The following is a 25840-nucleotide window of genomic DNA, read 5'->3' on the forward strand; positions in this document are numbered from 1 at the left end:
CCCGGCCAGGCTGCGGCGGGGTGGGTTACTTTATCCAGCGCAGGTTGAGCTTGTACCGATGCGGTTGGCCATGGTTGACCCTGATTCCAGCGGACACGGAGAAGCAGGTCAGGGCTACCCAGATTCCGGTGGCGATCACGGCAAAGATGTTGCCCACTACGGGCAGCAGCACCAGGATGTTGGCCACAACAGCAGCGATGGTGGGAGGAAGGGTGAAGTTCAACGCTTCCTTGGACTCCTGAGCCGTGAAAGGACCACGGTCACGGAAGATCAGGTAAATCAGGAGCGATGGCAGGCAACCCAGGATGCCGCCAAAGTGTGCCAAAGTGGCCCATTGCCTGTCCTCGCTGGCGGTCAGTGGCAGCGCGTTTGCCGGCGCGCCATGGTACTGGGGCTGGCCTGCGGCGCTGCCCGGTTCTTCAGGAGCGTTCTCTGCCACGGTGTGTTCCCTTTACTGTAAAGATGCTGCGGTGTTGCTGTCCCAGAATACCGGCCCCGGCTGCCTTCACAGGACAAACGCCACGATGACACGTCACTTGCTGCTGCTTTGCGGGCAAGGTCACGGAACTGTGAGAAAGTCGATGACTTCCTCCACCCGGCCCAGCAGCGAAGACTCAAGGTCCGCGTAGCTCCGGACTGCGCCGAGGAGCCGTTGCCAGCCGAGGCCTACGTCTTCGGCGGTTTCGTGAGGCCAGCCGAAAGCGGTCAGAATTCCGGTCTTCCAGTCAGTTCCACGCGGCACGGACGGCCAGGCCTCAATGCCAAGCACCTTGGGCCTGATGGCCTGCCATACATCGATATAGGGGTGTCCAACAATGAGGACGTTGCCCGCGGCTCCCGGAACCGTCATAGCGTCGGCGGCGATCCGGGATTCTTTGGAGCCATCCACAAGGTGGTCCACCAGGATGCCGAGACGCCGACCGGGGCCGGGGTTGAAAGCCGAGATCGCTGATTTGAGGTCATCGACACCATGCAAGGGCTCCACCACAATGCCCTCTACTCGAAGATCGTCGCCCCAGACCTTCTCGACGAGTTCGGCGTCGTGCTTTCCCTCCACCCAGATGCGGCTGGCTTTGGCCACTTGTGCGCGTTGACCTTGGACCTTTACCGAACCGGAGGCTGTCCGCCCGTTGCGAACAGCCGACGCGGGTTGACGCGGGGCAGGGGGCATCAATCGGATGGGCTGTCCCTCAAGCAGGAAGCCGAATCCGAGCTGAAACGACTTGGTCTTTCCCCGCCTGTCCTCCAGGGAAACGATGTGCATGCCACCGGTTATTTCGACCCGGGTGACTTCGCCCACCCAGCCCGACTGGACGTCCTCCAGGACCATCCCCCGCTGGACCGCCACTTCCGGCAGCTGACGTTTGGCAGGAGCTGACAGATCCTGAGGACCCCATGTGTCGAATGCCAAGGAATTCCTACCTTTTGTGCTGGGTTAATGTTTGTGCCGGCCGGGCTTGTGCCGGGTTGGGCCGGGAAAGTTCAATGCTAGCAACGGGGTGGCTCATACTAGACTGGTTAGCACTTGGGCATGTTGAGTGCTAAGTGGACCCGGTCCCAGTGACCATGGCAGTTGTCAGGAGGTGGAGCAATGAGTGAGCCGCGCAAGTTGGAAGTACTGCGTGCCATCGTTGAAGATTACGTGCATTCGCGGGAGCCTGTTGGATCAAAGGCCCTTGTGGAACGGCATCATCTTGGAGTTTCCAGCGCCACCATCCGTAATGATATGGCCGTTCTTGAAGAAGAGGGCCTCATTGCAGCTCCGCATACCAGTGCCGGGCGGATTCCCACGGACAAGGGCTATCGCTTGTTCGTTGATCGCATCTCCCAGGTCAAGCCCCTTTCGGCCGCCGAGCGCAGGGCCATCCATTCATTGCTTGAGGGCCCTGATGATGTGGACGACATCCTTGAGCGCACCGTCAGGCTCCTGTCGCAGCTGACCAACCAGGTCGCCGTCGTGCAGTATCCACACTCAAACCGCGCCCTGGTGCGGCACGTTGAGTTTGTCCTGTTGGCCCCCCAACAGGTTTTGGTGGTGCTGATTGCCGACACCGGCAGCGTTGGACAGAAGGTCATCGAGGCTGGGTCTGCCGTGGGCGATGAAGCGCTGATGCAGTTGAGGTCCCGGTTCCTGGGCAGCATCACAGGGACACAACTGGCCCTGTTGCCGCAGGTCCTGCCGTCAGTGGTTGCCCTCTGCCCGCCGGAGCTTCGCGGGCTGGCTCAAACATTGGCGAACGGGTTGCAGGCTTTGAGCGACACCAGTCGCGAAGAGCGCATCCTGATGGCCGGAACGGCCAACCTGGCCAGGTCCAACGTGGACTTCCCGTTGAGTATTGGTCCAGTACTTGAAGCGCTCGAGGAACAAGTTGTGATGCTCCGGTTGTTGTCAGACATGGGGGATGACCCACGGGGCGTCACTGTCAGCATCGGCCGTGAGAATCCCTACGACGGATTGGCGGAAGCTTCCGTGGTGGCCACCGGTTACGGCTCCGGTGCCAAGGTAGGAATCCTTGGCCCGACCCGCATGGATTATCCGACCACCATGGCCGCAGTCCGGGCAGTGGCCCGATACCTTTCACGCATTCTCGGCGGCTGAACGCCGGTCCGAAGAAACATCCGCAGTACAACAAGGAAGAGAACCGACTTTGAGCAGCCACTATGACGTTTTGGGAGTCTCGCCGGAAGCCACCGGGGAAGAGATCAAAAAGGCGTACCGCAAGTTGGCGCGGAAACTCCACCCGGACGTCAACCCGGGTGAGGACGTCGCGGAACAGTTCAAGGCCGTGACCCATGCTTATGAGGTCCTGTCCGATCCCCAGAAGCGCCGCGTCTACGATGCCACCGGTAACGAGAATGGAACGGACAACGGATTTGGTGGCGGATATGCCGGCCAGGGCTTCGCGTTCCAGGATATTTTCGACACCTTCTTTGGCGGTGGCGGGGGTCATGGCGGCCCCGCCTCCCGTGTCAGACGCGGCCAGGACGCACTCATCAGCGTCCGAATTGACCTCAAGGACGCCGTTTTCGGCGTCAACAAGAAGCTCGAAGTGGATACGGCCGTTACCTGCCCCACTTGTGACGGCAGCTGCTGCCGCCCGGGCACCCACCCCGAACGCTGCGATATCTGTGGCGGCAGCGGCCAAGTCCAGCGCGCTGTACGGTCCATCCTCGGCCAGGTCATGACCGCTGCCCCCTGTGGCTCCTGCGAGGGCTTCGGCACAGTCATCAAGGACCCCTGCAACGAATGCAACGGGCAAGGACGCATCCGCAGCCGCCGCTCCCTGACCATCAAGGTTCCTGCCGGTGTTGCCACGGGTACGCGGATCCAGTTGTCCGGCCAAGGTGAAGCAGGACCCGCAGGTGGTCCCTCCGGCGACCTCTACGTGGAGATCCGGGTCAACAATGACTCGATGTTCATGCGCGAAGGTGACGACCTCCACGCCACTCTCAGTGTGCCCATGACGGCCGCGGCGCTTGGTACCGAACTGCAATTGGATACCTTCGACGGCGCGCAGGACATTGATGTCAAGGCCGGAACCCAATCTGGCGAAGTCATCACCCTTCGGGGCTTGGGTGTCACGCACCTGCGTGGTTACGGCCGCGGCGACCTCAAGGTACACCTCCATGTTGAAACGCCCAGCAAGCTGGATCCTGCTCAGGAAGAACTGTTGCAGCAGCTTGCCAAGCTTCGCGGAGAGCAGTTCACCGAGGGAAAGCTCGTAGCCAGCGGCGGCATGTTCGCCAAGCTTCGGGACAAGCTCGGTAACCTGTAGCGGTGAGCAACCCCGTTTTCTTCACCTCGGCCGGGAGCCTTGGTGATGTCAGTCCCGGCGGCACCTTCGTACTGGAAGGTCCCGAAGCTCGCCACGCAGTCACTGTCAAGCGCCTCGGGGTGGGCGAGTCCGTTGATATTGCCGACGGGTCCGGCGCGCGGTTGACCGGCACGGTTGCCGAGGCGGGACCCGCCGGTTTGACTGTCACTGCTGCCGAGGTGGTCTTTGAAGAGCAGCCGGATGTCCGTTTGGTGCTGGTCCAGGCCTTGGCCAAGGGAGACCGTGACGAGCTGGCCATCGAGACAGCCACGGAACTCGGAATCGATGCTGTGCTTCCGTGGCAGTCAGAGCGTTCCATTGTTCGATGGAAGGGCGATCGCGCCGCAAAAGCCCATGCCAAATGGGAGTCCGTGGTGACTGCCGCGGCCAAGCAGGCCCGGCGGGCATGGATTCCTCAGGTCCGCACCATGGTGGACACGGGGTCATTGGCGAAGGCCGTTGCCGAGGCTGACTTGGCTATCATCTTGCACGAAGACGCGAAGAATCCCTTGCGGACGGTCCTGGAGGAGTGGGTGGCGACCAAGACTGCCGTTCCCCGTGAAGTGCTGTTGATCGTGGGGCCCGAGGGCGGAATTTCGCCACGCGAAGTAACGCGCCTCAGCGACGCCGGTGCCGTGACTGCGCTCTTGGGGAACCACGTCTTGAGGTCCTCGACGGCGGGACCGGCCGCCGTCGTCCTTGCGAGCGACATCCTGGGCCGCTGGTAGCCGTACGGGTTCCGGTTATCGGAGGCTGAGCAGTCAGCCGACCCTGAACAGCCGTGTGTCCGTGCTGGTCGCTATGGCGTTACCGGCACTGTCCACTTGGGAGACGCGGACCTCGTACTGCCCGGCTTTCAAGGTAGCGCCAAAGGTGAACAAGCCGTACTGTCCTGCTTCGCCAGTGGCTTGCGTTTGGCCCGTGAGAAGGCTGGTCTTCTCGCCCTTGCCGTTGTCCTGAAGGACCTGCCAGGCGATCGGCCTGGAGCTGTCAGTGCTCCGCCCGTTGAATTTGACCAATCCGGTGGGCATGGTGGCATCTTCTTGAGGATCGATGATCCACAGTGGCGCCACCAAGGATGCGTCGCGGGTCATGGGCTCACCGAGTTGCACTTGCCCGAACGCCATGTAGTCCGTATGGCCGTCAACCAGGATGACCACTTGGATTTGCTGGCCGGAGTTGATCAGCCCTGAGGACGAGGCTGCTGCCGTAGCCGTGTATACGAGTTGCTGTACGGCCCGCTGCGCCATGCCGGCGTCCAGGTTTGAGTTGAAGGCATCGCGGGAGATGTCCACCGTGATGACGTTTTTCCCCGAGATGGACGTGGCCAGGCTGGCAGGTTCCTGCCATGGGGTGAAGAAGTCGTGATCCAGGGGCTTTTCCGCCATCATGATTTTCAACGCAGTGGTCACCGGATTTCCGTCGCCGGTGATGTCCCTGAACTCGCGGTAGAGGTAAACCTCTTCTTTGCTCCGTCCAATCCAGTAGACCGGGATTTTGGTGGAGGCTTGGGTTGTCTCCAGCGGGGCGTTGCTGGCCGGGGCTTCCTGGACAGTTAACGGCGGGGGAGTTGAGGTGGCCTGGGTGCCGCCGCCGTTGGCGATGCACCCGGTCAGGAGGAGGACAGCAAGCATCGCCGGCACTGCAACAGCGGACTTGGTCCGCTTGTTGGCGCCACGAACTTTACTGGCTGTTTTCCTGATGGGTTTCCTGTCCTGCCGTGCGTGGTTTTGCAGCCTTGTTATAGCTGGAATGCGGGGTTTTGTTTCCACCCGCTATGCCAGCTTGGCACATCGTCGACGGCGGTCGGCCGGGTTTGCGGGGAACGGCAGCAACTGAAACATGATTGATACCGGCTTGATGCCGAGTTGAGACAAATGTCCGCACCATGCCCGGGGCGCCGAATCAGGCTGGCCCGGTAGGTTCACCAGAGGCCGCGCTGGCGTAGGATTGGAGACATTCCGGCATTAACGCGGGCAGTTAAAGCCTTTGCCGGGATGTCGAATCGATGGCGTTATTAATAACCGGAGGAGAAAAGGCCTGAGGGCCAACACTATGAGTGAATCTTTGAACGGGCGGCTCAGGACCGGAAACGGCAACCAGCCGCCCAACGAGTTCCCGCACACTTTACCGGGCACGCGCACGGAAGTTGTCACTTTCGACAACTCCGACCAGATGGTTCACTCACTGGGCAGCCATGACGAAGCCCTGAGGTACATCGAGGAACAGTTCCAGGACGTAAATTTCCACGTTCGCGGCAACGAACTCTCCATGACCGGCCCCTCCACGGTCATTCCCCGCATTATGCGCCTCCTTGAGGAAGTCCGCGGGTTGGTGGCAAAGGGGACCCTGGTAACCCCGGACGTCCTTCAGCAGTTGGTGTCCCTGTTGAGGACGCAGTCCGTGCAGAATCCCGCTGATGTCTTGACCCACAACATTCTTTCCAGCCGGGGCAAGACCATCCGGCCCAAGACGCTGAACCAGAAGAACTACGTGGATGCCATTGACGCAAACACGGTGATTTTTGGTATCGGTCCAGCCGGTACCGGCAAGACGTACCTGGCCATGGCCAAAGCCGTGCAGGCACTCCAGATGAAGGAAGTCAGCCGGATCATCCTGACACGTCCGGCTGTTGAAGCCGGGGAGCGGCTGGGGTTCCTGCCCGGCACGTTGAGCGACAAGATCGATCCGTACCTTCGTCCGCTGTATGACGCCCTCCACGACATGATGGATCCTGAATCCATCCCGAGGCTGATGGCTGCGGGCACCATTGAGGTGGCACCCTTGGCCTACATGCGCGGACGTACGCTGAATGACGCCTTCATCATCCTGGATGAAGCTCAGAACACCACGCCGGAACAGATGAAGATGTTCCTGACGCGCCTCGGTTTTGGTTCAAAAATGGTGGTTACCGGGGACGTCACACAGATAGACCTTCCCCTTGGGGCGACATCAGGCCTGCGGATTGTCCGGGAGATCCTGACTGGCATAGACGACGTCAATTTCTCCATTCTCGAGGCAGCCGACGTCGTACGGCATCGCCTTGTGGCCGACATCGTATCCGCCTACAGCACCTGGGATGATGCGCACCGCAAGGACGCACCAGGCACACACTACAAACGTGGAGAGCGTCAATGAGCATTGAAGTCAACAACGAGTCCGGCGTGGCGGTGGATGAAGCCCAGCTGGTGACGTTGTCCCGCTTCATCTTCGAACGGCTCTACATTCATCCCCAGGCAGAGCTTTCCATCCTCCTAGTGGACGAACCCGCTATGGAAAAACTCCACATTGAGCTGATGGATGAACCCGGTGCCACCGACGTCTTGTCCGTGCCGATGGACGAATTGACTCCCGGCACCCCGGATAAGCCCACCCCGCAAGGGATGCTGGGCGATATCGCCATTTGTCCCCAGGTGGCCGAGGTTCAGGCCCGCAACGCCGGTCACCCCACCCAGGATGAGATGCTGCTCCTGACAACACACGGCATCCTCCATCTCCTCGGGTTCGACCACGCCGAACCCGAGGAAAAAGAAGAGATGTTCGGTTTGCAGCGGGAACTGCTGTCTGAATTCCTGGGCAAGGATGCCCCCATGGAGACCATGCAGTGACCTGGATCATCCTGGTCGGCATGGCGCTGGTTTTCCTTAGCTTCGTCGCCTTGCTGACAGCGGCTGAGGCCGCATTCAACTTCCTGCCCCGGCACGAAGCCGAACAATCAATTGTCCGCAGCAAGGGCAAAGCCCTGGGCGGTATCCTCAAGAACCCGATCGCCCATATGCGTGCGTTGCGCTTCTGGCGTGTGTGGTTCGAAATGGCAGCTGCAGTAGCGGTGGCGGTAGTGCTGCACAGTTTGCTCGACAACGTATGGCTTGCCGGGCTCGCCGCCACAGGCATCATGGCGGTCATTGGGTTCGTATTGGTCGGGGTGTCTCCACGGCAACTGGGCAGGGCACATTCCGGCCCCGTTGTCCGCTTCACCGCTCCGCTGATCCGCTTCCTCTGCTGGGTTCTCGGGCCAATCCCGGGGTGGCTTGTGGCCTTGGGCCAGGCAGTGGCTCCCGGTGCACCCAGCGGCGACGACGCCTTCGTCAGCGAAGAAGAGTTCCGCGAGTTCGTGGACCGGGCCGCCGAGTCGGACATGATCGAGGACAACGAGGCTGAACTCATCCATTCGGTCTTCGACTTCGGGGACACCTTGGTGCGTTCGGTGATGGTACCCCGGACCGACATCGTCAGCATCGGGACCGGCTCGGACCTGGAAACGGCCATGGGCCTCTTTCTGCGGTCGGGCTATTCGAGAATTCCGGTCATCGGCGAGAATACGGACCAGATCCGTGGAATTCTGTATTTGAAGGATGTAGCCGCCGCCATGCATCGTGGCGAACCCGGGCTGCAGGCACACGACGTCGACTCCCTCGCCAGGGACGTGCGCTACGTACCTGAGTCCAAGCTGGTGAGTGACCTTCTCAGGGAACTGCAGCAGGAATCAACGCATGTGGCGATCGTGATTGATGAGTATGGCGGTACGGCGGGACTGGTGACCCTCGAAGACCTTATCGAGGAAATCGTGGGTGAAATCGTTGATGAATATGACGCTGCTGCGGAAGAAGCGGTGGACCTTGGTGACGGTACGTTCCGGGTCAGCGCCCGCATGAGTATCGATGACCTCGGTGAACTGTTCGACATTGACCTCGACGACGACGAGGTGGACACCGTGGGCGGCCTCCTCGCCAAGGCCCTTGGTCAGGTCCCTATTGTCGGCAGCTCAGTCGATGTGGATGGAATATCGCTTAAGGCCGATAGGCTTGAGGGTCGCCGAAACAGGGTCAGCCACATCATTGCGGCAGCCATGCCAAAGGAAGACACTGACTTTGAAGACCTACTCGACGACGCCGACTCAACGCAACAGGGAGTTCCACGTGAGCAAGCAAAATAAGAAATTCGATGCCGATAGTGACTTCGGCGGCTTCCACGCAGGCTTCTCTGTGCTGGTAGGACGGCCCAATGCCGGCAAATCGACTCTGACCAACGCCTTGGTTGGCCAGAAGGTGGCCATCACCTCAGCCAAGCCGCAGACTACCAGGCACACTATCCGTGGCATTGTCCATCGCGAGGATGCGCAGTTGATCCTGGTGGATACCCCTGGCCTGCACAGGCCGCGCACGCTGCTGGGCAAGAGGCTCAATGAACTCGTGGCCGACACCTTGGCTGAAGTGGACGCCATTGGATTCTGCCTGCCGGCGAACGAGAAGATCGGCCCCGGCGATAAATACATTGCAGCTCAGCTCGCGGCAGTTGGCAGGAAGCCGATCGTTGCACTGGTGACCAAGACCGACCTCGTGGACCGGCAGGCGTTGACGGAGCAATTGCTCGCTGTCGCTGCCTTGGGCCGCGACGTCCTGGGCGAGCAGGGCTGGGCCGACATCGTTCCCGTTTCAGCCGCTGACGGGTTCCAGGTGTCCACCGTCGCTGACGTATTGATCAGCCATATGCCGTCCTCGCCTCCGTTGTACCCCGACGGCGAACTGACCGACGAGCCCGAGGCCGTCATGATTGCCGAACTCATTCGTGAAGCCGCCTTGGAAGGTGTCAGGGACGAACTTCCCCACTCGCTCGCCGTGGTGGTCGAAGAGATCGTTCCCCGTGAGGGCCGAACCGAGGACAATCCGCTGTTGGACGTGAGGGTCAACCTCTATGTGGAGCGCCCCTCACAGAAGGCCATCATCATTGGCAAGGGTGGAAGCCGGTTGCGTGAAGTGGGCACCAACGCCCGCAAGGGAATCGAGACCCTCCTGGGCACCCGGATCTACCTGGATCTGCACGTCAAAGTGGCCAAGGACTGGCAGCGGGATCCCAAACAATTGGTCAAACTGGGGTTCTAGCGGGCGGGACACGTCCAGGCATCATGGTGAGGCGATAAGGAACTTCCCAGACTCGGCAACTATGATGGCGGGAATCCACGTGTTTGAGGAAAGGTAAACCGAATAGTGCGACGTCGTGACGCCCGCCCGCAGGGCACCGGCACCGCTGACCCCGTTGCGGGTCGCCATGGAGAAGATGCCGAGGGCACTCCCCGCCACATGAAGCCCCGCAAGGGACTGCCGCTGTGGCTGAAGATTGTTACCGGCGTGGTCTCCGTGGCCTTGGTTGCAGGCGTTGCCTTTGCCGCCTTTTGGTTCATCCGGCTGCAGAACAACATCACCAAGGCGCCGTTGAGCGCAGGCGAAACCCGCGATAGCGGAGAAACCCTTGCCAACGACAAGTCCGACCGCCTGCAAATCCTCATCCTCGGGTCAGACACTCGTGATGGGAAGAACTCAGAGTACGGAAGTACGGAAGACTCCACTGGCTACGGCCACTCGGACGTCATGATGCTGCTGGACATATCCGCTGACAACAAGCGCGTCAGCGTCATGAGTTTCCCGCGCGACCTCCTGGTGGACGTCCCGCAATGCACGGATCGGACCAACAACCAGACATTCCCGGCCCGCAGTGGCGTGATGATCAATGAGGCCATGGCAGAGGCTGGCATTGGCTGTGCTGTAGACACGGTGAACAAACTTACCGGCTTGGAAATCGATCACTTCATGATGGCGGACTTCAACGCCGTCAAGGAGTTGTCGCATGCCATTGGCGGCGTCAACGTTTGTGTCAGTGATCCGGTCTTTGACCCGGACTCCCGCCTTCGCCTGCCCAAGGGTGATTCCCTGGTTGAAGGTGAACAAGCCCTGGCTTTCCTGCGGACCCGGCATGCCTTTGGCGATGGAGGGGACCTCGGCCGTATCAAGGGCCAACAGGCCTTCCTCTCGTCTCTGACAAGGAAACTCAAGGATGAAGGAACGTTGGGCAATCCCCAGCGGCTCCTGCAGATTGCCGACGTCGTTACTCAGAACCTCACCGTTGATGAGGGCCTGGCATCCGTGCCGTCGTTGCTGACCATCGGCGGACGGTTGAAGGACATTGATGTGTCCAAAGTTGCGTTTGTCGCCGTGCCAACCCAGGCAGCAGCTGTTGATCCCAACAGGCTCGAACTGGTGGAACCGCAGTCATCACAGCTCTTTGCAGCACTCCGGGCGGACCTCGACCTGACCACCCCGGGGGCCACCTCTTCGCCGCAGGCCACAGAGACTCCGGCGCCGCAGCCAACAGCATCCGCGCCTGCGGTCCCTGCCTACGACAAAGCGATCCAGCCCGTTGCGGTAGCCAACGGCACTGGAGTGCCTGCACGGGCCCAAGAGGTCATGGCAGTACTGACAGGCAACGGCTTTACGCAGGCCGTGTCTTATCTGGCAAACCCGGTGGACCAGACAGTTCTCTACTACGGAGCAGGTTTTGCCGACGTCGCCACGGACGTGGCGGCGCTCTACGGCATCCCGGCTTCACAAGTGCAGGAAGCGCCGGGCGTGGCAGGGGTGCAGCTCTATGTCGGCACGGACTTCGGAAGCGGCACTGCCTACGGAGCAACCTCCGTGCCGCCGGACGTGGTCAACCAGACCGCCAGCGATGCCGTCTGCCAGCAAGTGAATCCGTTATACATCGATCAGTAATTGGTACCACCCCATGCATGGGAAAGGCCGGGCCGGTTCTCCACGAACCGGCCCGGCCTTTTCTTTCCGGTGTTACCAGATGCTGACGCGGTCTCCGGGTTCCATCCACATGCCATCTGCTGCACTGACCCCAAACGCTTCATGGAAAGCATCGAGGTTGCGGGCAATGGCATTAGTGCGGAACTCGTTGGGGGAGTGTGGATCTGTGGCCAGGCGCCGGATCGCCTCCTCGCGCCTGATGACCTGGCGCCATCCTGCTGCCCAGGACATGAAGAAGCGCTGCCGGCCAGTGAAGCCGTCGATCACCTCCGGCTCGGCACCACCGAGGCTGAGCAGGTAGGCCTTGTAAGCAATGGTCAGGCCGCCGAGGTCGCCGATGTTCTCGCCGAGGGTGAGTTTGCCGTTGACCTTGTGGTCAGGTGCCGCGTAGGGGGAGAGGGCATCGTACTGTGCCACCAATTTAGCGGTGAGGGCTTCGAAAGCGGTCCGGTCCTCTTCAGTCCACCAGTTGCGAAGGGCCCCGCTTCCGTCGAACTGTGATCCTTGGTCGTCGAAGCCGTGGCCGATCTCATGACCGATCACTGCGCCGATTCCACCGTAGTTCACTGCGTCGTCAGCCTCGGCCGTGAAGAATGGCGGCTGCAGAATGGCGGCCGGGAAGACGATCTCGTTCAGCATGGGGTGGTAGTAGGCGTTGACGGTTTGGGGAGTCATGAGCCACTTGTTGAGGTCCACGGGTTTGCCGATTTCGTCCAGGTGGCGATCGACGTCGGCATCGTGGGCCCGCTCCACATTGCCCAACAGATCTGATGGATCGATGATCACGGCAGAGTAGTCAATCCATTTCCCGGGAAAACCAATCTTTGGACGGAATGCCTCGAGCTTTTTGAGCGCTTCCTTCTTCGTGTCCTCACCCATCCACGTCAGGGAGGAGATGCTCTCACGGTAGGCCTCGATCAAGTTGGCGACGAGGGTCTCCATCCGGGCTTTGTGGCCGGCGGGGAAGTGGCGGTCCACGTAAATCTGTCCAACGGCTTCGCCAAGAGCAGCTTCGACGACGGCAACGCCACGCTTCCAGCGCTCCTTGTTCCGGGGTGTGCCGCTGAGCGTGGTGCCGTAGAACCCGAAATTGGTATCCACAAATTCGGACGAAAGGTACGGGGCCGCTGAGCTGAGGACCCGGAGTGTGAGCCACTCTTTCCACGTATCCAAGGACTCGGACTCCAGCAAACCCGCCGCGCCGGCGAAGAAATCCGGGGTACTGACCACTATTTCGTTCCGCTTTGCGGCATCAACCCGCGCAGCCTGGAACCACGTATCGATCAGGGGGAACAGTTCCGATGCTTGATCGGACGTTTTCAGGTTGTACGTTTTCTGGGGATCCCGCAGTGTGACGTTGTCCCAGTGGTGCGCGGCCAGGGCTTTTTCAAGGGCGACAATGCGCGTTGATGCAGCTTCGGAATCCGGGATACCTGCCAGCCCGAGCAACCGGGCAATGTATTCGCCGTAGGCGGTCACGATCCCGGTAAACTTTTCTTCCCGGTAGTAGGACTCGTCAGGCAATCCCAGGCCGCCCTGCCCGATGTACAGCAGGATGCGCTCGGGATTGCCGGCGTCAGGGGCGGGGTAGATGGAGAAGAGCCCGGAGACATCTGACCGGAACAGGCGGCCGATCAGGGCAGCCAGTTCGTGGGTTGATTTCACGGCATGGACTTCCTCGAGCCGGCTCCGGATAGGGTCTATGCCTTTTGCCTCGGCTGCCGCCTCATCCATGAAGCTCGCATAGAGCCCGCCTACCTGCTGTTCAACGCCGGTTGCCGACCCGCCTTTGCCTGCCGCTTCCTCGATGATCGCTTTGACGGCCAACTCCGCCCCGTCCCGCAACGCGGTGAACGTGCCTTCCAGCGGCCTGTCATCAGGGATCGTTGTGCTGTTGAGCCACGCGCCGTTGACGTGTTGGTAAAGGTCGTCCTGGGGCCGGACGCTGTGATCTATGTTCGAAAGAGTGATCCCCGACTGTGGCACTGTGGCTCCTTGTGTGGACACAGCCGGCGTTGCCACCGTCGCTGCGTCTGCATAGTGGACGTTGCATGAGGTGTTGCACTGTCATCATACGCATCGTGTTACTGTGATTTTGTGCGTACGGCGATGCTTCTTCTTAGCTGCCGCGGCGGGGCCTGAAAGCTATCTGAAGCTGGGCCATCCTCGCCGCGGAGTTCCGTTGTGTCCGGCTAAGCTTTCACTTAGTTCTTAGAGAAAAGGCCACACGTCATGCGTAATGCACAAAAGCCCTCCGGTATGCCGATTCACCGCTACCTGCCGTTCCAGGACCAAATCACCGTCGAAGTTCCTGACCGCACCTGGCCGGACAAGATCATCACCAAAGCCCCGCGTTGGTGCGCCGTTGACCTGCGCGATGGAAACCAGGCCTTGATCGACCCCATGAGCCCGGCGCGCAAGCTGAAGATGTTCCAGCTGCTCGTGAAAATGGGATACAAGGAAATTGAAGTTGGATTCCCTTCGGCGTCACAGACCGACTTCGACTTCGTTCGCCAACTCATCGAGGGTGGGCACATCCCTGATGACGTCAGCATCCAGGTCCTGACCCAGGCGCGTGAGCATCTGATCGAGAGGACCTACGAGTCCTTGGTGGGTGCCAAGCAGGCCATTGTCCACCTGTACAACTCCACCTCCGTACTGCAGCGGCGCGTGGTCTTCAACCAGGACGAAGACGGAATTCTTGATATCGCGTTGCAGGGTGCCCGCTTGTGCAAAAAGTACGAGGAAACCCTGCAGGATACGCACATCACGTATGAATACTCACCGGAATCCTTCACGGGAACCGAGCTCGAGTACGCCGCCCGGGTCTGCAACGCCATAGCCGACGTCTTTGAGGCCTCTGCTGACAACCAGGTGATCATCAACCTGCCGGCCACAGTAGAGATGGCTACACCGAACGTCTATGCCGACTCCATCGAGTGGATGCACCGCAACCTGCACCCTCGCGAGGGCATCATCATTTCCCTCCACCCGCACAACGACCGCGGCACGGGTGTGGCTGCGGCCGAGCTCGGTTACCTGGCCGGCGCCGATCGCATTGAAGGCTGCTTGTTCGGTAACGGTGAGCGCACGGGCAACGTGGACCTGGTAACGCTCGGATTGAACATGTTCGTGCAGGGCGTGGACCCCATGATCGATTTCTCCGATATCGATGAAGTTCGTCGCACGGTGGAGTACTGCAACCAGTTGCCGGTTCCGGAGCGTTCACCATATGGTGGCGACCTCGTCTTCACAGCGTTCTCCGGTTCGCACCAGGATGCCATCAAGAAGGGTTTCGAAGCCCTGGAGAAGGACGCCGCGGCGGCCGGAAAATCGGTAGACGACTTCACTTGGCAGGTTCCATACCTGCCCGTGGATCCCAAGGACCTCGGACGCAGCTATGAAGCTGTCATCCGGGTGAACTCTCAATCGGGCAAGGGCGGGGTTGCCTACCTGTTGAAGAATGAGCACAACCTGGATCTTCCCAGGCGTGCCCAGATTGAGTTTTCCGGAGTCATCCAGCGGCGCACCGACGCCGTGGGTGGCGAGGTCAGCGGTGCACAACTGTGGCAGGTCTTCCAGGATGAATACTTGCCGTCCGATGAGGAGCAGGCCCAGTGGGGCCGCTACGCCCTTGGTAGCGTCAGCACCGAAACCGACGAATCCGGCGCCATGACCATGAATGCCAACCTGCGGATCGACGGCGTGGAAGTCCGGCGGACCGGGCATGGCAACGGTCCCATTGCTGCACTGCTGGACATCCTGCATCACGACGGCGTTGATGTCCGTGTGCTTGACTACAGCGAACATGCGCTGTCCGAGGGTGGCAGCGCCAGCGCGGCGGCCTACGTTGAATGTGCCGTTGGCGAGCGGGTCCTGTGGGGTGTGGGTATCGACCCCAGCACCACCACGTCATCACTCAAGGCGCTGATTTCGGCTGTGAACCGGGCAGTGCGGGACGCCCGGGCCTAAAGTATCTGCCGTGTGGTGACGGGAAATACCGTCACCACACGGTCCGGGGATCGCAGAGTGGTCCCGTCCTAGTGCGAAGATTAGTTGTGGCCAATCCGTCGTTTGCAGCACGTTCCTACAGGGACGATGCCGTGGTGCTCCGTACCCACAAGTTGGGCGAAGCAGATCGCATCATTACGCTCTTGACCAAGCACCATGGCCAGGTACGCGCAGTTGCCAAGGGCGTGCGGAGGACCAGCAGCCGTTTCGGGGCCCGTCTTGAGCCCTTCATGGTGGCAGACTTGCAGCTTGTCTCCGGCCGCACCTTGGACATTGTGACCCAGGCCGTGGCCAAGGGTGCGTATGGCAGCAGTATTGCTGCCGACTATGGCAGGTTCACCGTTGCTGCGGCCATGACGGAGACTGCCGAGAAACTCACGGATGCCGATACCGAATCCGGGACCGCGCAATACAACCTGCTGGTGGGGGCACTTGCAGCCCTGAGCCGTTCGGACCATCCGCCTGAACTTATTCTGGACTCGTACCTGCTGAGGGCTTTGGCCACTGGTGGTTGGGCTCCCAGTTTTACTGATTGCGCGCGGTGTGGCCGGCCGGGGCCGCACACGGCCTTTGCTGCTCCGGTCGGCGGCATGGTGTGCAGCGACTGCCGCCCTCCGGGTTCGCCGGCGCCGGCTGCGGAGACCGTGGTACTGCTTGGTGCTTTGTTGACAGGCAACTGGGGTGTGGCTGATGCATCGGATCCGAGGCACCGGCGGGAAGCCGCAGGGCTGGTGGCAGGCTATCTGCAATGGCATTTGGAACGGGCCCTGAAATCACTCAAACACGTGGAGCGAAGCTGACAGTGGCACTTGGTAAGAAGAGCAAGACGACAACGTCCAGGACGGCCCCTGTTACAGCGCCTTACGGACACCCCTCGGGGGCCGTGCCGCCCGGTATTCCCAGCGAACTTATTCCTCAACACGTGGCAATAGTCATGGACGGCAACGGACGCTGGGCGAATCAGCGCGGGCTTCCTCGCATCGAGGGGCACAAAGCCGGCGAGCCTGCTCTGCTTGACGTGATGGCAGGGGCGATCGAACTGGGCATCAAATACGTCAGCGTCTACGCGTTCTCGACTGAGAACTGGAGACGATCCCCTGAGGAGATCCGCTTTCTGATGGGATTTAACAAGGATGTACTACGACGCCAGCGGAACCAGCTCGACGAGTGGGGCGTGCGCATTCGCTGGGCGGGCCGGCGCCCAAAACTCTGGGGTTCTGTTATTAGGGAACTCGAAGAAGCCGAGGAATACACCAAGGCCAACGACACCTGCACGTTGACCATGTGTGTTAATTACGGCGGCCGCGCCGAGATTGCGGACGCAGTCTCTGCCATCGCCCATGACGTCGCCGAGGGTCGGTTGAAGCCTGGATCCGTATCGGAGAAGACCATCCAGAAATACCTCGATGAGCCCGACTTGCCGGATGTCGACCTTTTTCTTCGTAGTTCCGGAGAGCAGCGGCTCTCGAATTTTCTGCTGTGGCAGTCTGCCTACGCTGAATTCGTCTTCATGGACACACTGTGGCCGGACGTAGACCGGCGGACCCTGTGGGACGCCGTCGAGATTTATGCAAAGCGCGACAGGCGCTATGGAGGCGCCGTGGATGCGGCGCCAACCGGAATGTAGCGCACCCTTGCTACATCAGTAGGGATAAGCGGCTAGCCAGACAGCAACATCGCGGTACGCCTGCTGACGGACGGTGCGCCTGGACAGAAACACGTCATGAAGGGCGCCCGGGTACCGGAAGACCGCGGTGCGGCGGGCCAGGCCCAGGGCCCTTCGCGATGTTTCCTCAACGTCAATGACCGCGTCGGCCCGCATCAGGTCGGCCGTCCACTCACCTTGGATTCTTGTTCGTCCCGACAACAAAACCAGGACCGGCGCATCGATGCTTAGTTTTCGTTCCACGGCAGCGTGCCCTGCCAGGACAGCTTTGGTCCAGCCTGCGCGGATCGGGAATGACGCGCGTGGCCGCCACAGTGGATCGAGGATCCACTCGCCATGTGCTTCATTGCTGACGCTCTCCCAGTAGGCCGGCATCTCGGGAAAGCGGAAGGGCCGCTTGGGGTCCGTGCGTGCAAAAGGTTCCACCAGATGCATGGCGATGCTGCGCACCAGGCTGCTGCCCTGGAGCTCGAGCCAAGGGGAATTCAAAACCAAAGTGCCCAACCGGCCAGGGTTGCGGTCGGCCCATAGGGCCGCGATCAAGCCGCCCAGGGAATGGGCCAGCATGTGGATGGTTGGCGCCGTCGTGTTGCCTGTCCGCTCAGCCACGTCCCGTTCAATCTCCACCAACGCTGCAGCGAGGTCCTCGTCGTAGGCGTTGAGGTCCGTAATGTAGCCGGGCGTTTGTCCGGGCAGCAGGCTGCGGCCGAATTTACGAAGGTCCACCGCATAGAAGTAAAAGCCCGACGCCGTGAGGTACTCGGCCAGTTCGGTCTGCAGGAAATAATCCGCCCAACCGTGGAGATAGAGCACAACGCGGGGCGCTCCGCCTGGATCGGCCGGGACTGCGCGGCGTTTGCGCTTGGTAAAGGACGTCAGGAAGTCCAACACGCCATTCTGGGAAGTTTGCGGCGCGGGTGGAGCGTACCGGACAAGAGTTGCGTGGACAGGCCCTTCCTCGTCAGGCTTCAGCGGCAGGTCCATGCATTCGTAGCCGTGACCCAGTACGTCGCGTCTCCACCGTGAGGTGGGTTCTTGCGTGGTGTTCATTGTTCCCCCTGCTGCACATCTGCCGGCGCACCGCTCTGCATGAAGCCCTTGATCCACCGCTCAAGCCGGGCGTAGGCGTCCTTCCGCACTGGAGGGGCTGAAAGGAAGACGTCATGGAGCCCTCCGTCGATGCGCTCCAGCGTCACGCTACGGCCCAGTGCCATGGCCCTGAGCGCAATGACACCGACATCCAGCACCGCATCCGAGCGGCGCATGGACTCCTGCCACACCATGCCATTGGCGCTGGCGGAAGATGTCAGGACGAGGACGGGCACATCAAGGTTCAGCCCTCGGGCAACCTGGGAGTGCCCGGCAAAGACCGCACTAAGCCAGCCGGCCCGGACCGGAAAGGCCAGCGGTGGGCGGTACTTTTCGTCCAACGCCCACTCACCCTCTGCTGTACTGCTGATGCTCCGGAAGTAAAACCCCCGCTCGGGCAATCTCAAAACGGTTTCAGGCCGGAGCTTCGCTATGGGTGCCACCATCGCCTGTGCAGCCCTCCGTACCAAGGAACTGCCGTGCATTTCCAACCACGGGCTGTCGAGGATCAGGAACTGAATGGATCCAGGATGGCGGCTCGCCCATAGCGCGGCAACCAACCCTCCTGTGGAGTGTCCCATCAGGGTCACAGTCCCTCCCGGTGGGTTACCCGGCTCGTCGCGGATGATGGCAAGTGCCTGGTTGATTTCGGCGTCATAATCCATCAGGTTTGCCACGTAACCGCCAGGCATATCGGTCTGCAGGCTGCGGCCGTGGTTATGCATATCCAGTGCGTAGAAATCGTAGCCCTGTGCGGCCCAGAACCCAGCCAGCTCGGTGTTGAAGAAGTAATCGCTCCAGCCGTGCAGAAACAGGACCGCGCCTTGTGGCTGCCGGGTTTTCATCGATTCCTGATTCTCCGCCCGGTGGCGTACCAAGGTGGCATGGCGGATGACGCCGTCGGATCCTGTGGCATCAATGCCACAGGATTGGAAGTCTCTTCCCAGGATGTCAGCCGTCCACTCCATGGCTTTAGCTTAGACACTGGCAGCGGCGGCCCGCCCCGCGGCCCTCCCCGTGAACAGGCAGCCCCCAAGGAATGTTCCCTCCAAAGCCCTGTAACCATGGATGCCGCCACCGCCGAAACCTGCTGCTTCCCCTGCTGCGTAGAGGCCAGGGATGGGCTGATCTTGAGGGTCAAGGACCCGGGACTGCAGATCGGTGGTGATCCCGCCCAGGCTTTTCCTGGTCAGCACGGAAAGCCGAATGGCCACCAACGGCCCGTGGGCGGGATCTGTGAGGCGATGCGGCGGGGCCACCCGCATCAGTTTGTCCGTGGCGAACCGTCGCGCCGCCCTGATGGCAGCAAGCTGGGGGTCCTTTCCCAGGCCGCTTTCGACCTGCCGGTCCCGGGCTTGGATCAGTGCTTCAAGGGCGTCAGCCCCGATCATGGAATTTCCGGTGAGTTGGTTCATCCGGGAGGCCAACTCCCTGGGCGAGGATGCCTGGATGAAGTCCACGCCGCGGTCCAGGAAACGCTGGATGGGTGAGTCGCTTGTGGGACGCAAACGCGACGCGAGCAGCCGGACATTTTTTTGCGTGAGATCGGGGTTCTGCTCGGAGCCTGATAGCGCAAGTTCTTTCAGCGCGATGGTTCGGTTCAGGACGAACCATGAATAGCCATGTCCTGTCTTGACGATGTGGTTCAGTGCACCCAGCGAGTCAAAGCCGGGGAAAAGGGGAGCAGGCAGTTGGCGGCCTTGGGCATCGAGCCACAGGGACGATGGCCCTGGAAGGATCCGGATTCCATGGGCCGGCCAGACGGGATCGTAGTTGTGGATTCCTTCGGGGTAGTGCCACATCCGGTCACCATTGACCCATGCTGCTCCGACGGCTTCCACCGCAGGAAGGAACTCGCCGTCAACGGAGGCAGGCACCCCGCTTAGCATGTGTACAGGGGCCGTACCCCCTGGCCACTGGCGACGCACCGATGCGTGATTGCCGCCTATGCCGCCCGTTGTGACGACCACCGCGCCCGCATTGGCCGTGAACTGACCAACCGGCAGCCGCGAGGAGGCTTGGCCCCGTGCCGCCGTCGAGGTTTCCAGAATCTCGCCCGAAACACCCGTGATCCGGCCAGCCGTCATTGCCAGGGTCAGTGCCCTGTGCCTGAAGTGCAGGCTGACGCGCCCGGCGCCGACGCCTTCCATGACCTTGGCCAGGAAAGGCTGCACCAATGCCGGCCCCGTTCCCCAGGTGACGTGGAAGCGGGGGACAGTGTTGCCGTGTCCCTGGGCTCCGTAGCCGCCCCGCTCGGCCCACTGAACCAAGGGAAAGATGCCCACCCCGAGCCCCTTCAACCAGGCCCGTTTCTCGCCCGCGGCGAAGTGGACATAGGCCTCTGCCCACTGACGGGCATTGACGTCCTGGCTTCGGTCAAAGGCCGCTGAGGCTAGCCAATCCGACAGGGCAAGGTGGGCGTTGTCCCTGACCCCAAGACGCCGTTGTTCAGGGGTGTCCACCATGAAAAGGCCACCGAAAGACCAATGGGCCTGGCCACCTGCTGAAGCTGCCGGTTCCTGATCCAGTATGGCCACCGACTTACCCGCGGCATACGCCGTAGCTGCGGCCACCAGGCCGGAAAGTCCGGCACCCACTACGACGACGTCGGCAGAGAAGTCGGTATTGATGGCGCTCCCATGATCTGCGTCACTATTTGTCCGCGGCATGGGTACATGCTAGCGGCATCGCGGGTCACGGGTTTGGCGAGTCGTCCGGAAACCGGAAAACTAGGAACATGCGTGTTTACCCCACATTTTTCAAGCTGGCTTTCTCCTGGATGGATGCCGAAAAGGCACACAAGATCGGTTTCCAGGGAATCCGGGCGGCCCACCGTTCGGGCGCCGGCCGGATCCTGGCCCGGCTGACGGTCCCCGCCGCATCGCTCCGCACGGAGGCTTTGGGGCTGACGTTTCCCTCGCCGTTCGGCCTGGCAGCAGGCTTTGATAAGGAAGGCCACGGCATTGAGGCCCTGACCGAGCTCGGCTTCGGCCACGTAGAGGTGGGGACTATTACGGGCCAGGCGCAGCCAGGCAACGACAAGCCGCGGTTGTTCCGACTCATTGAGGATCGTGCAGTGGTCAACCGCATGGGGTTCAACAACGACGGCGCAGCAGCCGTTGCGCCGCGACTCAAGTCCGCGCGTGCGGCCTTGCAAAGGAAGCACCCGGATGTCCGGCCGGTCATCGGCGTCAACATTGGCAAGACCAAAGCGGTTGAGCTCGACGAAGCGACTGACGATTACCTCGTCAGTGCACGCAGCCTGGCACCGGCGGCAGACTACCTGGTGGTCAACGTCAGTTCTCCCAACACCCCCGGTCTTCGATTGCTGCAGAATGTGGAGACGCTTCGGCCGTTGCTGCGGGCAGTTGGTGACGCCGCCGACGAAGCTGCAGGACGGCATATTCCGCTGTTGGTCAAGATTGCCCCGGACCTCTCCAACGAGGACATCGACGACGTCGCCCGGCTGGCGCTGGACCTGAAGTTGGACGGAATCATTGCCACCAACACCACTATTTCCCGGGAAGGCCTCGTTTCGGACGCCGACAAGGTGGAATCCCTGGGAGCCGGTGGCCTGTCGGGAGCCCCCCTGAAGCAGCGATCGCTCGAAGTACTGCGCAGGCTCAAGGCCGCCGTGGGTGACCAGCTCGTGCTTGTCGCCGTAGGAGGGGTGGAGACTGCCAAGGATGTTCAAGACCGTCTGGACGCAGGTGCCACTTTGGTCCAGGGCTATACGGCGTTCCTCTACGAGGGCCCCTTCTGGGCCTCGCGCATCAACAAGGGACTCGCAAAGTTCCGCAAAAACGCTGTGCGATAACCCCGGTTGCCCGGTCGGTGCACAGAGCCAACCATAAGGAAGACCCCGGACCAATGGTCCGGGGTCTTCCTGTATTTGAAAGGATAGGGCGGCTAGGCCGGGTACTCCCCGCGCTTGACCTGCGGCTTGGGCAGGCGAAGCTTGCGGAATTGAAGAGCGCGCATGCAGCCGTACCAAACGGAGCCACGTTCAACCTCACCGAACTTCTCGGTGAGCCGTTTCCGCAATTTGCGGGAAAGAATGAAGACGTCAACGAAGACAGCCAGGAACATAATCCAGAATCCGATGAGGACGTAGCTGATGCCGGCGCTTGTGGGCGGAATGATCAGGGAGATCACCACGAACAGCAAGGCTCCGAACATCAGGTACTCACCGAGGCTGAACCGTGCGTCCACATAGTCACGTGTGTAGCGCTTCTGGGGTCCTTTGTCGCGCAGTGGCAGGAACCTCTCGTCACCGGTATCCAGCGCCTGCCGCATCTTCTGCCGCTGGTCCTGGATGGCCACCCGCTCCGCAGCCTTTGAGGCTTTGCGGTCATTGGGAACCAGGGGTCGCTTGCGGGCTGCTTCCTGGTCTTTCCGCTTGGGAGTCGGGGTGCCCTTTCCGGCACCGGGCTCCATGGCGGTGGCGTAGGCCTGGTCTACTACTGATTGAGCGCTGGGCTCTTCCTTTTTGCGTCCGAACACCCCTACAGAATACCCCTCAGAGAGGTGGCGTACGTTACGTGGACAACTGGCTGGGACAGACGCCGGGTGGCCATGCCTGCCGCTGGCGCCGAAACCCCGGCGGTAAAGTGTGGCCATGACTTCAGCACATGCGGAGATCCCGCAGAACAAGCAAGGGCTCGCCGGCAATACTCCAGTGGAGGCACTGTCCGGAGCCGTCAACGATTCCTTCGACACCACGTTGGGATCCCTTAAGGACCTGGTTGGTATTCCGGGTATTGCCTGGCCCAGTTTCGACCCGAATGAACTGGACCGCAGCGCCGAAGCTGTCGCTGCCTTGGTCAAAGCCTCGGGCATGGAAGACGTTCGGATACTGCGGTGCAACAAGACCGACGGTACCCCCGGTGGTCCTGCCGTCGTCGCGCGCCGTCCCGCCGCGGAGGGCAAGCCGACCATCCTGCTGTATGCCCACCACGATGTCCAGCCGCCCGGGGACAGCAGCCTATGGAACTCCGAGCCTTTCGTGGCCGAGGAACGCGAAGGCCGCCTGTATGGACGTGGTGCTGCTGACGATAAGGCCGGAATCATGGCACACCTGGCCGCCTACAATGCGGTGACCAAAGTTCTGGGTGACGATTTTGGGCTCGGCGTGACCTTCTTCTTTGAAGGTGAGGAAGAGGCGGGCTCGCCCACGTTCCGGACATTCCTGGAGGAACATCAGGAACTCCTGCGGGCTGACGTCATTGTGGTGGCCGACTCCAGCAACTGGAAAGTTGGTGTTCCGGCCCTGACCACCAGCCTTCGGGGATTGGTGGACGGGACCTTTGAGGTGCGCGTCCTGGACCATGCAGTCCACTCCGGAATGTTTGGTGGGCCGGTGCTCGATGCCCCGACCCTGCTCTCACGGCTCATCGCCACCCTGCACGACGACGACGGCAATGTAGCCGTTGAGGGCCTGGTGGCCCGCGATGAGGTAGCTGTGGACCTGGCCGAAGAAGACTACCGCGCAGACGCCTCGGTGCTTGAAGGTGTGAAGCTTGCCGGTGCGGGAACCATTGCCTCCCGACTGTGGACCAAGCCCGCACTGTCCATCATCGGTATGGATGTCCCCTCAGTCGATGTCGCATCCAACACGCTGATTCCGGCCGCACGGGCCAAGTTCAGCATGCGGTTGGCTCCGGGACAGGACCCGGCGGTTGCTATGGATGCACTCAAGTCGCACGTCGAATCCAACGCACCATTCGGTGCCAAGGTGACGTTTACGCCGGGGGAGCGGGGCAACGCCTTCTCCACGGATACTTCCTCCGCAGCTGCAAGGGTAGCCTTGTGGGCGCTTGGGGAATCGTGGGGTGTCCAGCCCGTGGAAATGGGAATTGGCGGTTCCATACCCTTCATTGCGGACCTCATGGATGTTTATCCTGACGTCCAGATCCTGGTGACGGGCGTGGAAGATCCTGATTCCCGGGCGCACAGTGCCAATGAATCCCTGCACATTGGTGACTTCCGGCATGCTGTGCTGGCTGAAGCACTGATGCTGGCCAAGCTCAATGCGGAGGGACTCGAGGGCTAGCGGCCTGTGATGGACCGGCGGCGCGCCGGGAACAACCAAATGCTGTCTGTAGTTACGTCAGGAGTTATAGCTAAACGCCTGCGCGACGTAGCATTAGCTATAACCCGTATGTAATTGGGTAAGGGCAGGCAGCGTCCCGGCGCCGCCGCCAGGAGCTTCATAAGAAGGTAGGCCAATGAGCACTGCAACCAACGAAAACAGCACCGGAGAACAGGTCGTCGCCAACGACGAACTGGCCACGCACGAGGTCAATCTGACCGACGTCGCCGCAGGCAAGGTCCGCAGCCTCCTGGAACAGGAAGGGCGCACCGACCTTCGGCTGCGCGTTGCAGTCCAGCCTGGAGGTTGCTCCGGATTGATCTATCAGCTGTACTTCGACGAGCGACTGCTCGACGGAGATGCTGTACGCGACTACGACGGCGTCGAGGTCGTAGTGGACAAGATGAGCGTGCCGTATCTCAGCGGCGCCAGCATCGACTTCGAAGACACCATTTCGAAGCAGGGCTTCACTATCGACAACCCGAATGCCGGCGGGTCTTGCGCTTGCGGCGATTCGTTCCACTGATGTGAGCCATCGCCGCATGTCGGCGCCACTTCGGATGGGTTTAAAACCATTCGGAGCCACGGCGCTGACATGTGCGCGAAAACCGCTTGATAGCGGTAAGCTCTACATCGGGTAGTAAAACTTTTAGTGTGCCCGGTGGGCCTTCGGCCTGCCGGGAGACAGCAACAAGAGGAAGGGCCGTCTGTGAGTTCGCAGAACCGAACCGGCAGCCGACGCAAAAAGATCACATCGATCACTGGCTTGGCACTAGCCGGCGCGTTGGTTTTGACCGGATGTTCACCAGAGGTAGAGAAGGGTTGGCTGCCTACAGAGCGCGGCACGACCAACCACACTGACCGGATCATGGACCTCTGGGTCAACTCATGGATCGCCGCCTTGGCAGTCGGTATTATCACGTGGGGCCTTCTGGTCTGGTGCATCATTGCTTACCGTCGCCGCAAGGGCACCACGGGTTTCCCCAAGCAGCTCAGCTACAACCTGCCGCTTGAGGTCTTCTACTTGACCATCCCGCTGTTCATGGTGCTGGTGTTCTTCTACTTCACCGACCAGGACCAGCGTGCGATCGATGACCGCTCGCAGCCCGCCGACGTCGTTGTTGACGTTCGCGGCAAGCAGTGGGCCTGGGACTTCAACTACAAAAAGGGCGAGGTCATCAATGAAGACCTCCACGAGGCCGGCGTTCAGGCCCACCTGACCGGCAATGAAGTCGACAAGGAACTGCTCCCCACCCTGTACCTGCCGGTTGGCAAGTCAGTGGACCTGGAGCTGAACTCCCGCGACGTCATCCACTCATTCTGGGTTCCCGCGTTCCTCCAGAAGCGCGACATGATCCCCGGCAAGACGAACTACATCAGGTTCACCCCCACGAAGGAGGGCACCTTCGACGGTAAGTGTGCCGAACTTTGCGGCGAGTACCACTCCGAAATGCTTTTCCGCGTCAAGGTTGTCTCCGAGTCTGAGTTCCAGGCACACATGGACAAGCTTCGCCAGGAAGGCAACACGGGCCTGCTCGGTGCGGAATACGACCGTAACCCGAACCTGAACGAAACCAAGTAA

At 61.1% G+C, this 25840-nt stretch carries 23 protein-coding genes; 15 read left to right on the top strand and 8 right to left on the bottom strand.

The window, feature by feature from the left end; translation table 11 throughout:
• Positions 1-25: 25 nt before the first annotated feature.
• Positions 26-439, bottom strand: a complete 414-nt coding sequence (locus M1D51_RS09810; RefSeq protein ID WP_172324715.1) for a DUF4870 domain-containing protein — start codon at positions 437-439, stop codon at positions 26-28.
• Positions 440-559: 120 nt separating this feature from the next.
• A complete protein-coding gene (locus M1D51_RS09815) occupies positions 560-1411 on the bottom strand; it encodes a DUF3097 domain-containing protein (RefSeq protein ID WP_458109340.1) in 852 nt (283 codons plus the stop codon).
• Between the two features lie 180 nt (positions 1412-1591).
• Here M1D51_RS09815 and hrcA point away from each other — a divergent pair, with 180 nt between their 5' ends.
• The 3 genes from hrcA to M1D51_RS09830 are packed head-to-tail and all read left to right on the top strand — an operon-like array spanning position 1592 to position 4543.
• Positions 1592-2599 (top strand): heat-inducible transcriptional repressor HrcA, encoded by a 1008-nt coding sequence (gene hrcA, locus M1D51_RS09820; RefSeq protein ID WP_172324711.1) that lies wholly within the window; start codon positions 1592-1594, stop codon positions 2597-2599.
• 49 nt (positions 2600-2648) lie between these two features.
• Complete coding sequence (dnaJ, locus tag M1D51_RS09825; RefSeq protein WP_172324709.1) at positions 2649-3776, top strand: molecular chaperone DnaJ; 1128 nt, start codon at positions 2649-2651, stop codon at positions 3774-3776.
• Between the two features lie 2 nt (positions 3777-3778).
• Positions 3779-4543, top strand: a complete 765-nt coding sequence (locus M1D51_RS09830) for a 16S rRNA (uracil(1498)-N(3))-methyltransferase (protein WP_458109341.1) — start codon at positions 3779-3781, stop codon at positions 4541-4543.
• Between the two features lie 33 nt (positions 4544-4576).
• On the opposite strand, the gene M1D51_RS09835 is transcribed toward M1D51_RS09830, so the two are convergent.
• Entirely contained in the window at positions 4577-5449 is an 873-nt protein-coding gene (locus tag M1D51_RS09835) for a GerMN domain-containing protein (RefSeq protein ID WP_172324723.1), read from the bottom strand.
• Positions 5450-5870: 421 nt separating this feature from the next.
• On the opposite strand from M1D51_RS09835, the gene M1D51_RS09840 reads away from it, so the two are divergent.
• The 5 genes from M1D51_RS09840 (at position 5871) to M1D51_RS09860 (ending at position 11362) form a co-directional block, all read left to right on the top strand.
• Complete coding sequence (locus M1D51_RS09840; protein WP_172326586.1) at positions 5871-6953, top strand: PhoH family protein; 1083 nt, start codon at positions 5871-5873, stop codon at positions 6951-6953.
• Positions 6950-7423 (top strand): rRNA maturation RNase YbeY, encoded by a 474-nt coding sequence (gene ybeY / locus M1D51_RS09845; protein WP_089595199.1) that lies wholly within the window; start codon positions 6950-6952, stop codon positions 7421-7423. The genes M1D51_RS09840 and ybeY overlap by 4 nt, the downstream gene beginning before the upstream one ends.
• Positions 7420-8751 carry a hemolysin family protein gene (locus M1D51_RS09850; RefSeq protein WP_172322284.1) on the top strand — a complete coding sequence of 444 codons (1332 nt, stop codon included), beginning with the start codon at positions 7420-7422 and terminating at the stop codon, positions 8749-8751. The genes ybeY and M1D51_RS09850 overlap by 4 nt, the downstream gene beginning before the upstream one ends.
• Positions 8735-9697, top strand: a complete 963-nt coding sequence (era, locus tag M1D51_RS09855; protein WP_172322283.1) for a GTPase Era — start codon at positions 8735-8737, stop codon at positions 9695-9697. The genes M1D51_RS09850 and era overlap by 17 nt, the downstream gene beginning before the upstream one ends.
• A gap of 105 nt (positions 9698-9802) precedes the next feature.
• Entirely contained in the window at positions 9803-11362 is a 1560-nt protein-coding gene (locus M1D51_RS09860; RefSeq protein ID WP_458109342.1) for an LCP family protein, read from the top strand.
• A 72-nt stretch (positions 11363-11434) separates the two neighbouring features.
• Here M1D51_RS09860 and M1D51_RS09865 read toward each other — a convergent pair whose 3' ends face one another.
• The gene (locus M1D51_RS09865; RefSeq protein WP_458109343.1) at positions 11435-13387 is read right to left on the bottom strand and encodes a M13 family metallopeptidase; all 1953 of its coding nucleotides are present in this window, start codon (positions 13385-13387) and stop codon (positions 11435-11437) included.
• A 246-nt stretch (positions 13388-13633) separates the two neighbouring features.
• On the opposite strand from M1D51_RS09865, the gene leuA reads away from it, so the two are divergent.
• The 3 genes from leuA (at position 13634) to M1D51_RS09880 (ending at position 17039) form a co-directional block, all read left to right on the top strand.
• Positions 13634-15373, top strand: a complete 1740-nt coding sequence (gene leuA / locus M1D51_RS09870; RefSeq protein WP_172322280.1) for a 2-isopropylmalate synthase — start codon at positions 13634-13636, stop codon at positions 15371-15373.
• Positions 15374-15459: 86 nt separating this feature from the next.
• Positions 15460-16212 (top strand): DNA repair protein RecO, encoded by a 753-nt coding sequence (recO, locus tag M1D51_RS09875; RefSeq protein WP_172322279.1) that lies wholly within the window; start codon positions 15460-15462, stop codon positions 16210-16212.
• A 2-nt stretch (positions 16213-16214) separates the two neighbouring features.
• Complete coding sequence (locus M1D51_RS09880; RefSeq protein ID WP_172322285.1) at positions 16215-17039, top strand: isoprenyl transferase; 825 nt, start codon at positions 16215-16217, stop codon at positions 17037-17039.
• A gap of 15 nt (positions 17040-17054) precedes the next feature.
• Here the strand turns inward: M1D51_RS09880 and M1D51_RS09885 are convergent, their stop codons facing one another.
• From M1D51_RS09885 to M1D51_RS09895, 3 genes are read right to left on the bottom strand one after another with little or no spacing between them, the layout of a single operon-like run.
• Positions 17055-18128: an alpha/beta hydrolase gene (locus tag M1D51_RS09885; protein WP_172322278.1), complete on the bottom strand. Its 1074-nt coding sequence runs from the start codon at positions 18126-18128 to the stop codon at positions 17055-17057.
• A complete protein-coding gene (locus M1D51_RS09890) occupies positions 18125-19135 on the bottom strand; it encodes an alpha/beta hydrolase (protein WP_458109344.1) in 1011 nt (336 codons plus the stop codon). The genes M1D51_RS09885 and M1D51_RS09890 overlap by 4 nt, the downstream gene beginning before the upstream one ends.
• Before the next feature lie 9 nt (positions 19136-19144).
• Complete coding sequence (locus M1D51_RS09895) at positions 19145-20836, bottom strand: FAD-binding dehydrogenase (protein ID WP_458109345.1); 1692 nt, start codon at positions 20834-20836, stop codon at positions 19145-19147.
• Between the two features lie 68 nt (positions 20837-20904).
• Between M1D51_RS09895 and M1D51_RS09900 the strand changes: the two genes are divergently transcribed.
• On the top strand, positions 20905-21984 hold the full coding sequence (locus M1D51_RS09900; RefSeq protein WP_458109346.1) for a quinone-dependent dihydroorotate dehydrogenase: 1080 nt from the start codon (positions 20905-20907) through the stop codon (positions 21982-21984).
• 92 nt (positions 21985-22076) lie between these two features.
• Here M1D51_RS09900 and M1D51_RS09905 read toward each other — a convergent pair whose 3' ends face one another.
• Positions 22077-22670, bottom strand: a complete 594-nt coding sequence (locus tag M1D51_RS09905; protein ID WP_172322274.1) for a DUF3043 domain-containing protein — start codon at positions 22668-22670, stop codon at positions 22077-22079.
• A 115-nt stretch (positions 22671-22785) separates the two neighbouring features.
• On the opposite strand from M1D51_RS09905, the gene M1D51_RS09910 reads away from it, so the two are divergent.
• From M1D51_RS09910 to ctaC, 3 genes are all read left to right on the top strand, one after another.
• Positions 22786-24219, top strand: a complete 1434-nt coding sequence (locus M1D51_RS09910; RefSeq protein WP_458109347.1) for a M20/M25/M40 family metallo-hydrolase — start codon at positions 22786-22788, stop codon at positions 24217-24219.
• A gap of 175 nt (positions 24220-24394) precedes the next feature.
• A complete protein-coding gene (locus M1D51_RS09915) occupies positions 24395-24784 on the top strand; it encodes a HesB/IscA family protein (RefSeq protein WP_172322272.1) in 390 nt (129 codons plus the stop codon).
• 183 nt (positions 24785-24967) lie between these two features.
• Positions 24968-25840: an aa3-type cytochrome oxidase subunit II gene (gene ctaC, locus M1D51_RS09920; RefSeq protein WP_172322271.1), complete on the top strand. Its 873-nt coding sequence runs from the start codon at positions 24968-24970 to the stop codon at positions 25838-25840.

It is taken from the genome of Arthrobacter sp. R3-55 (assembly GCF_054161505.1).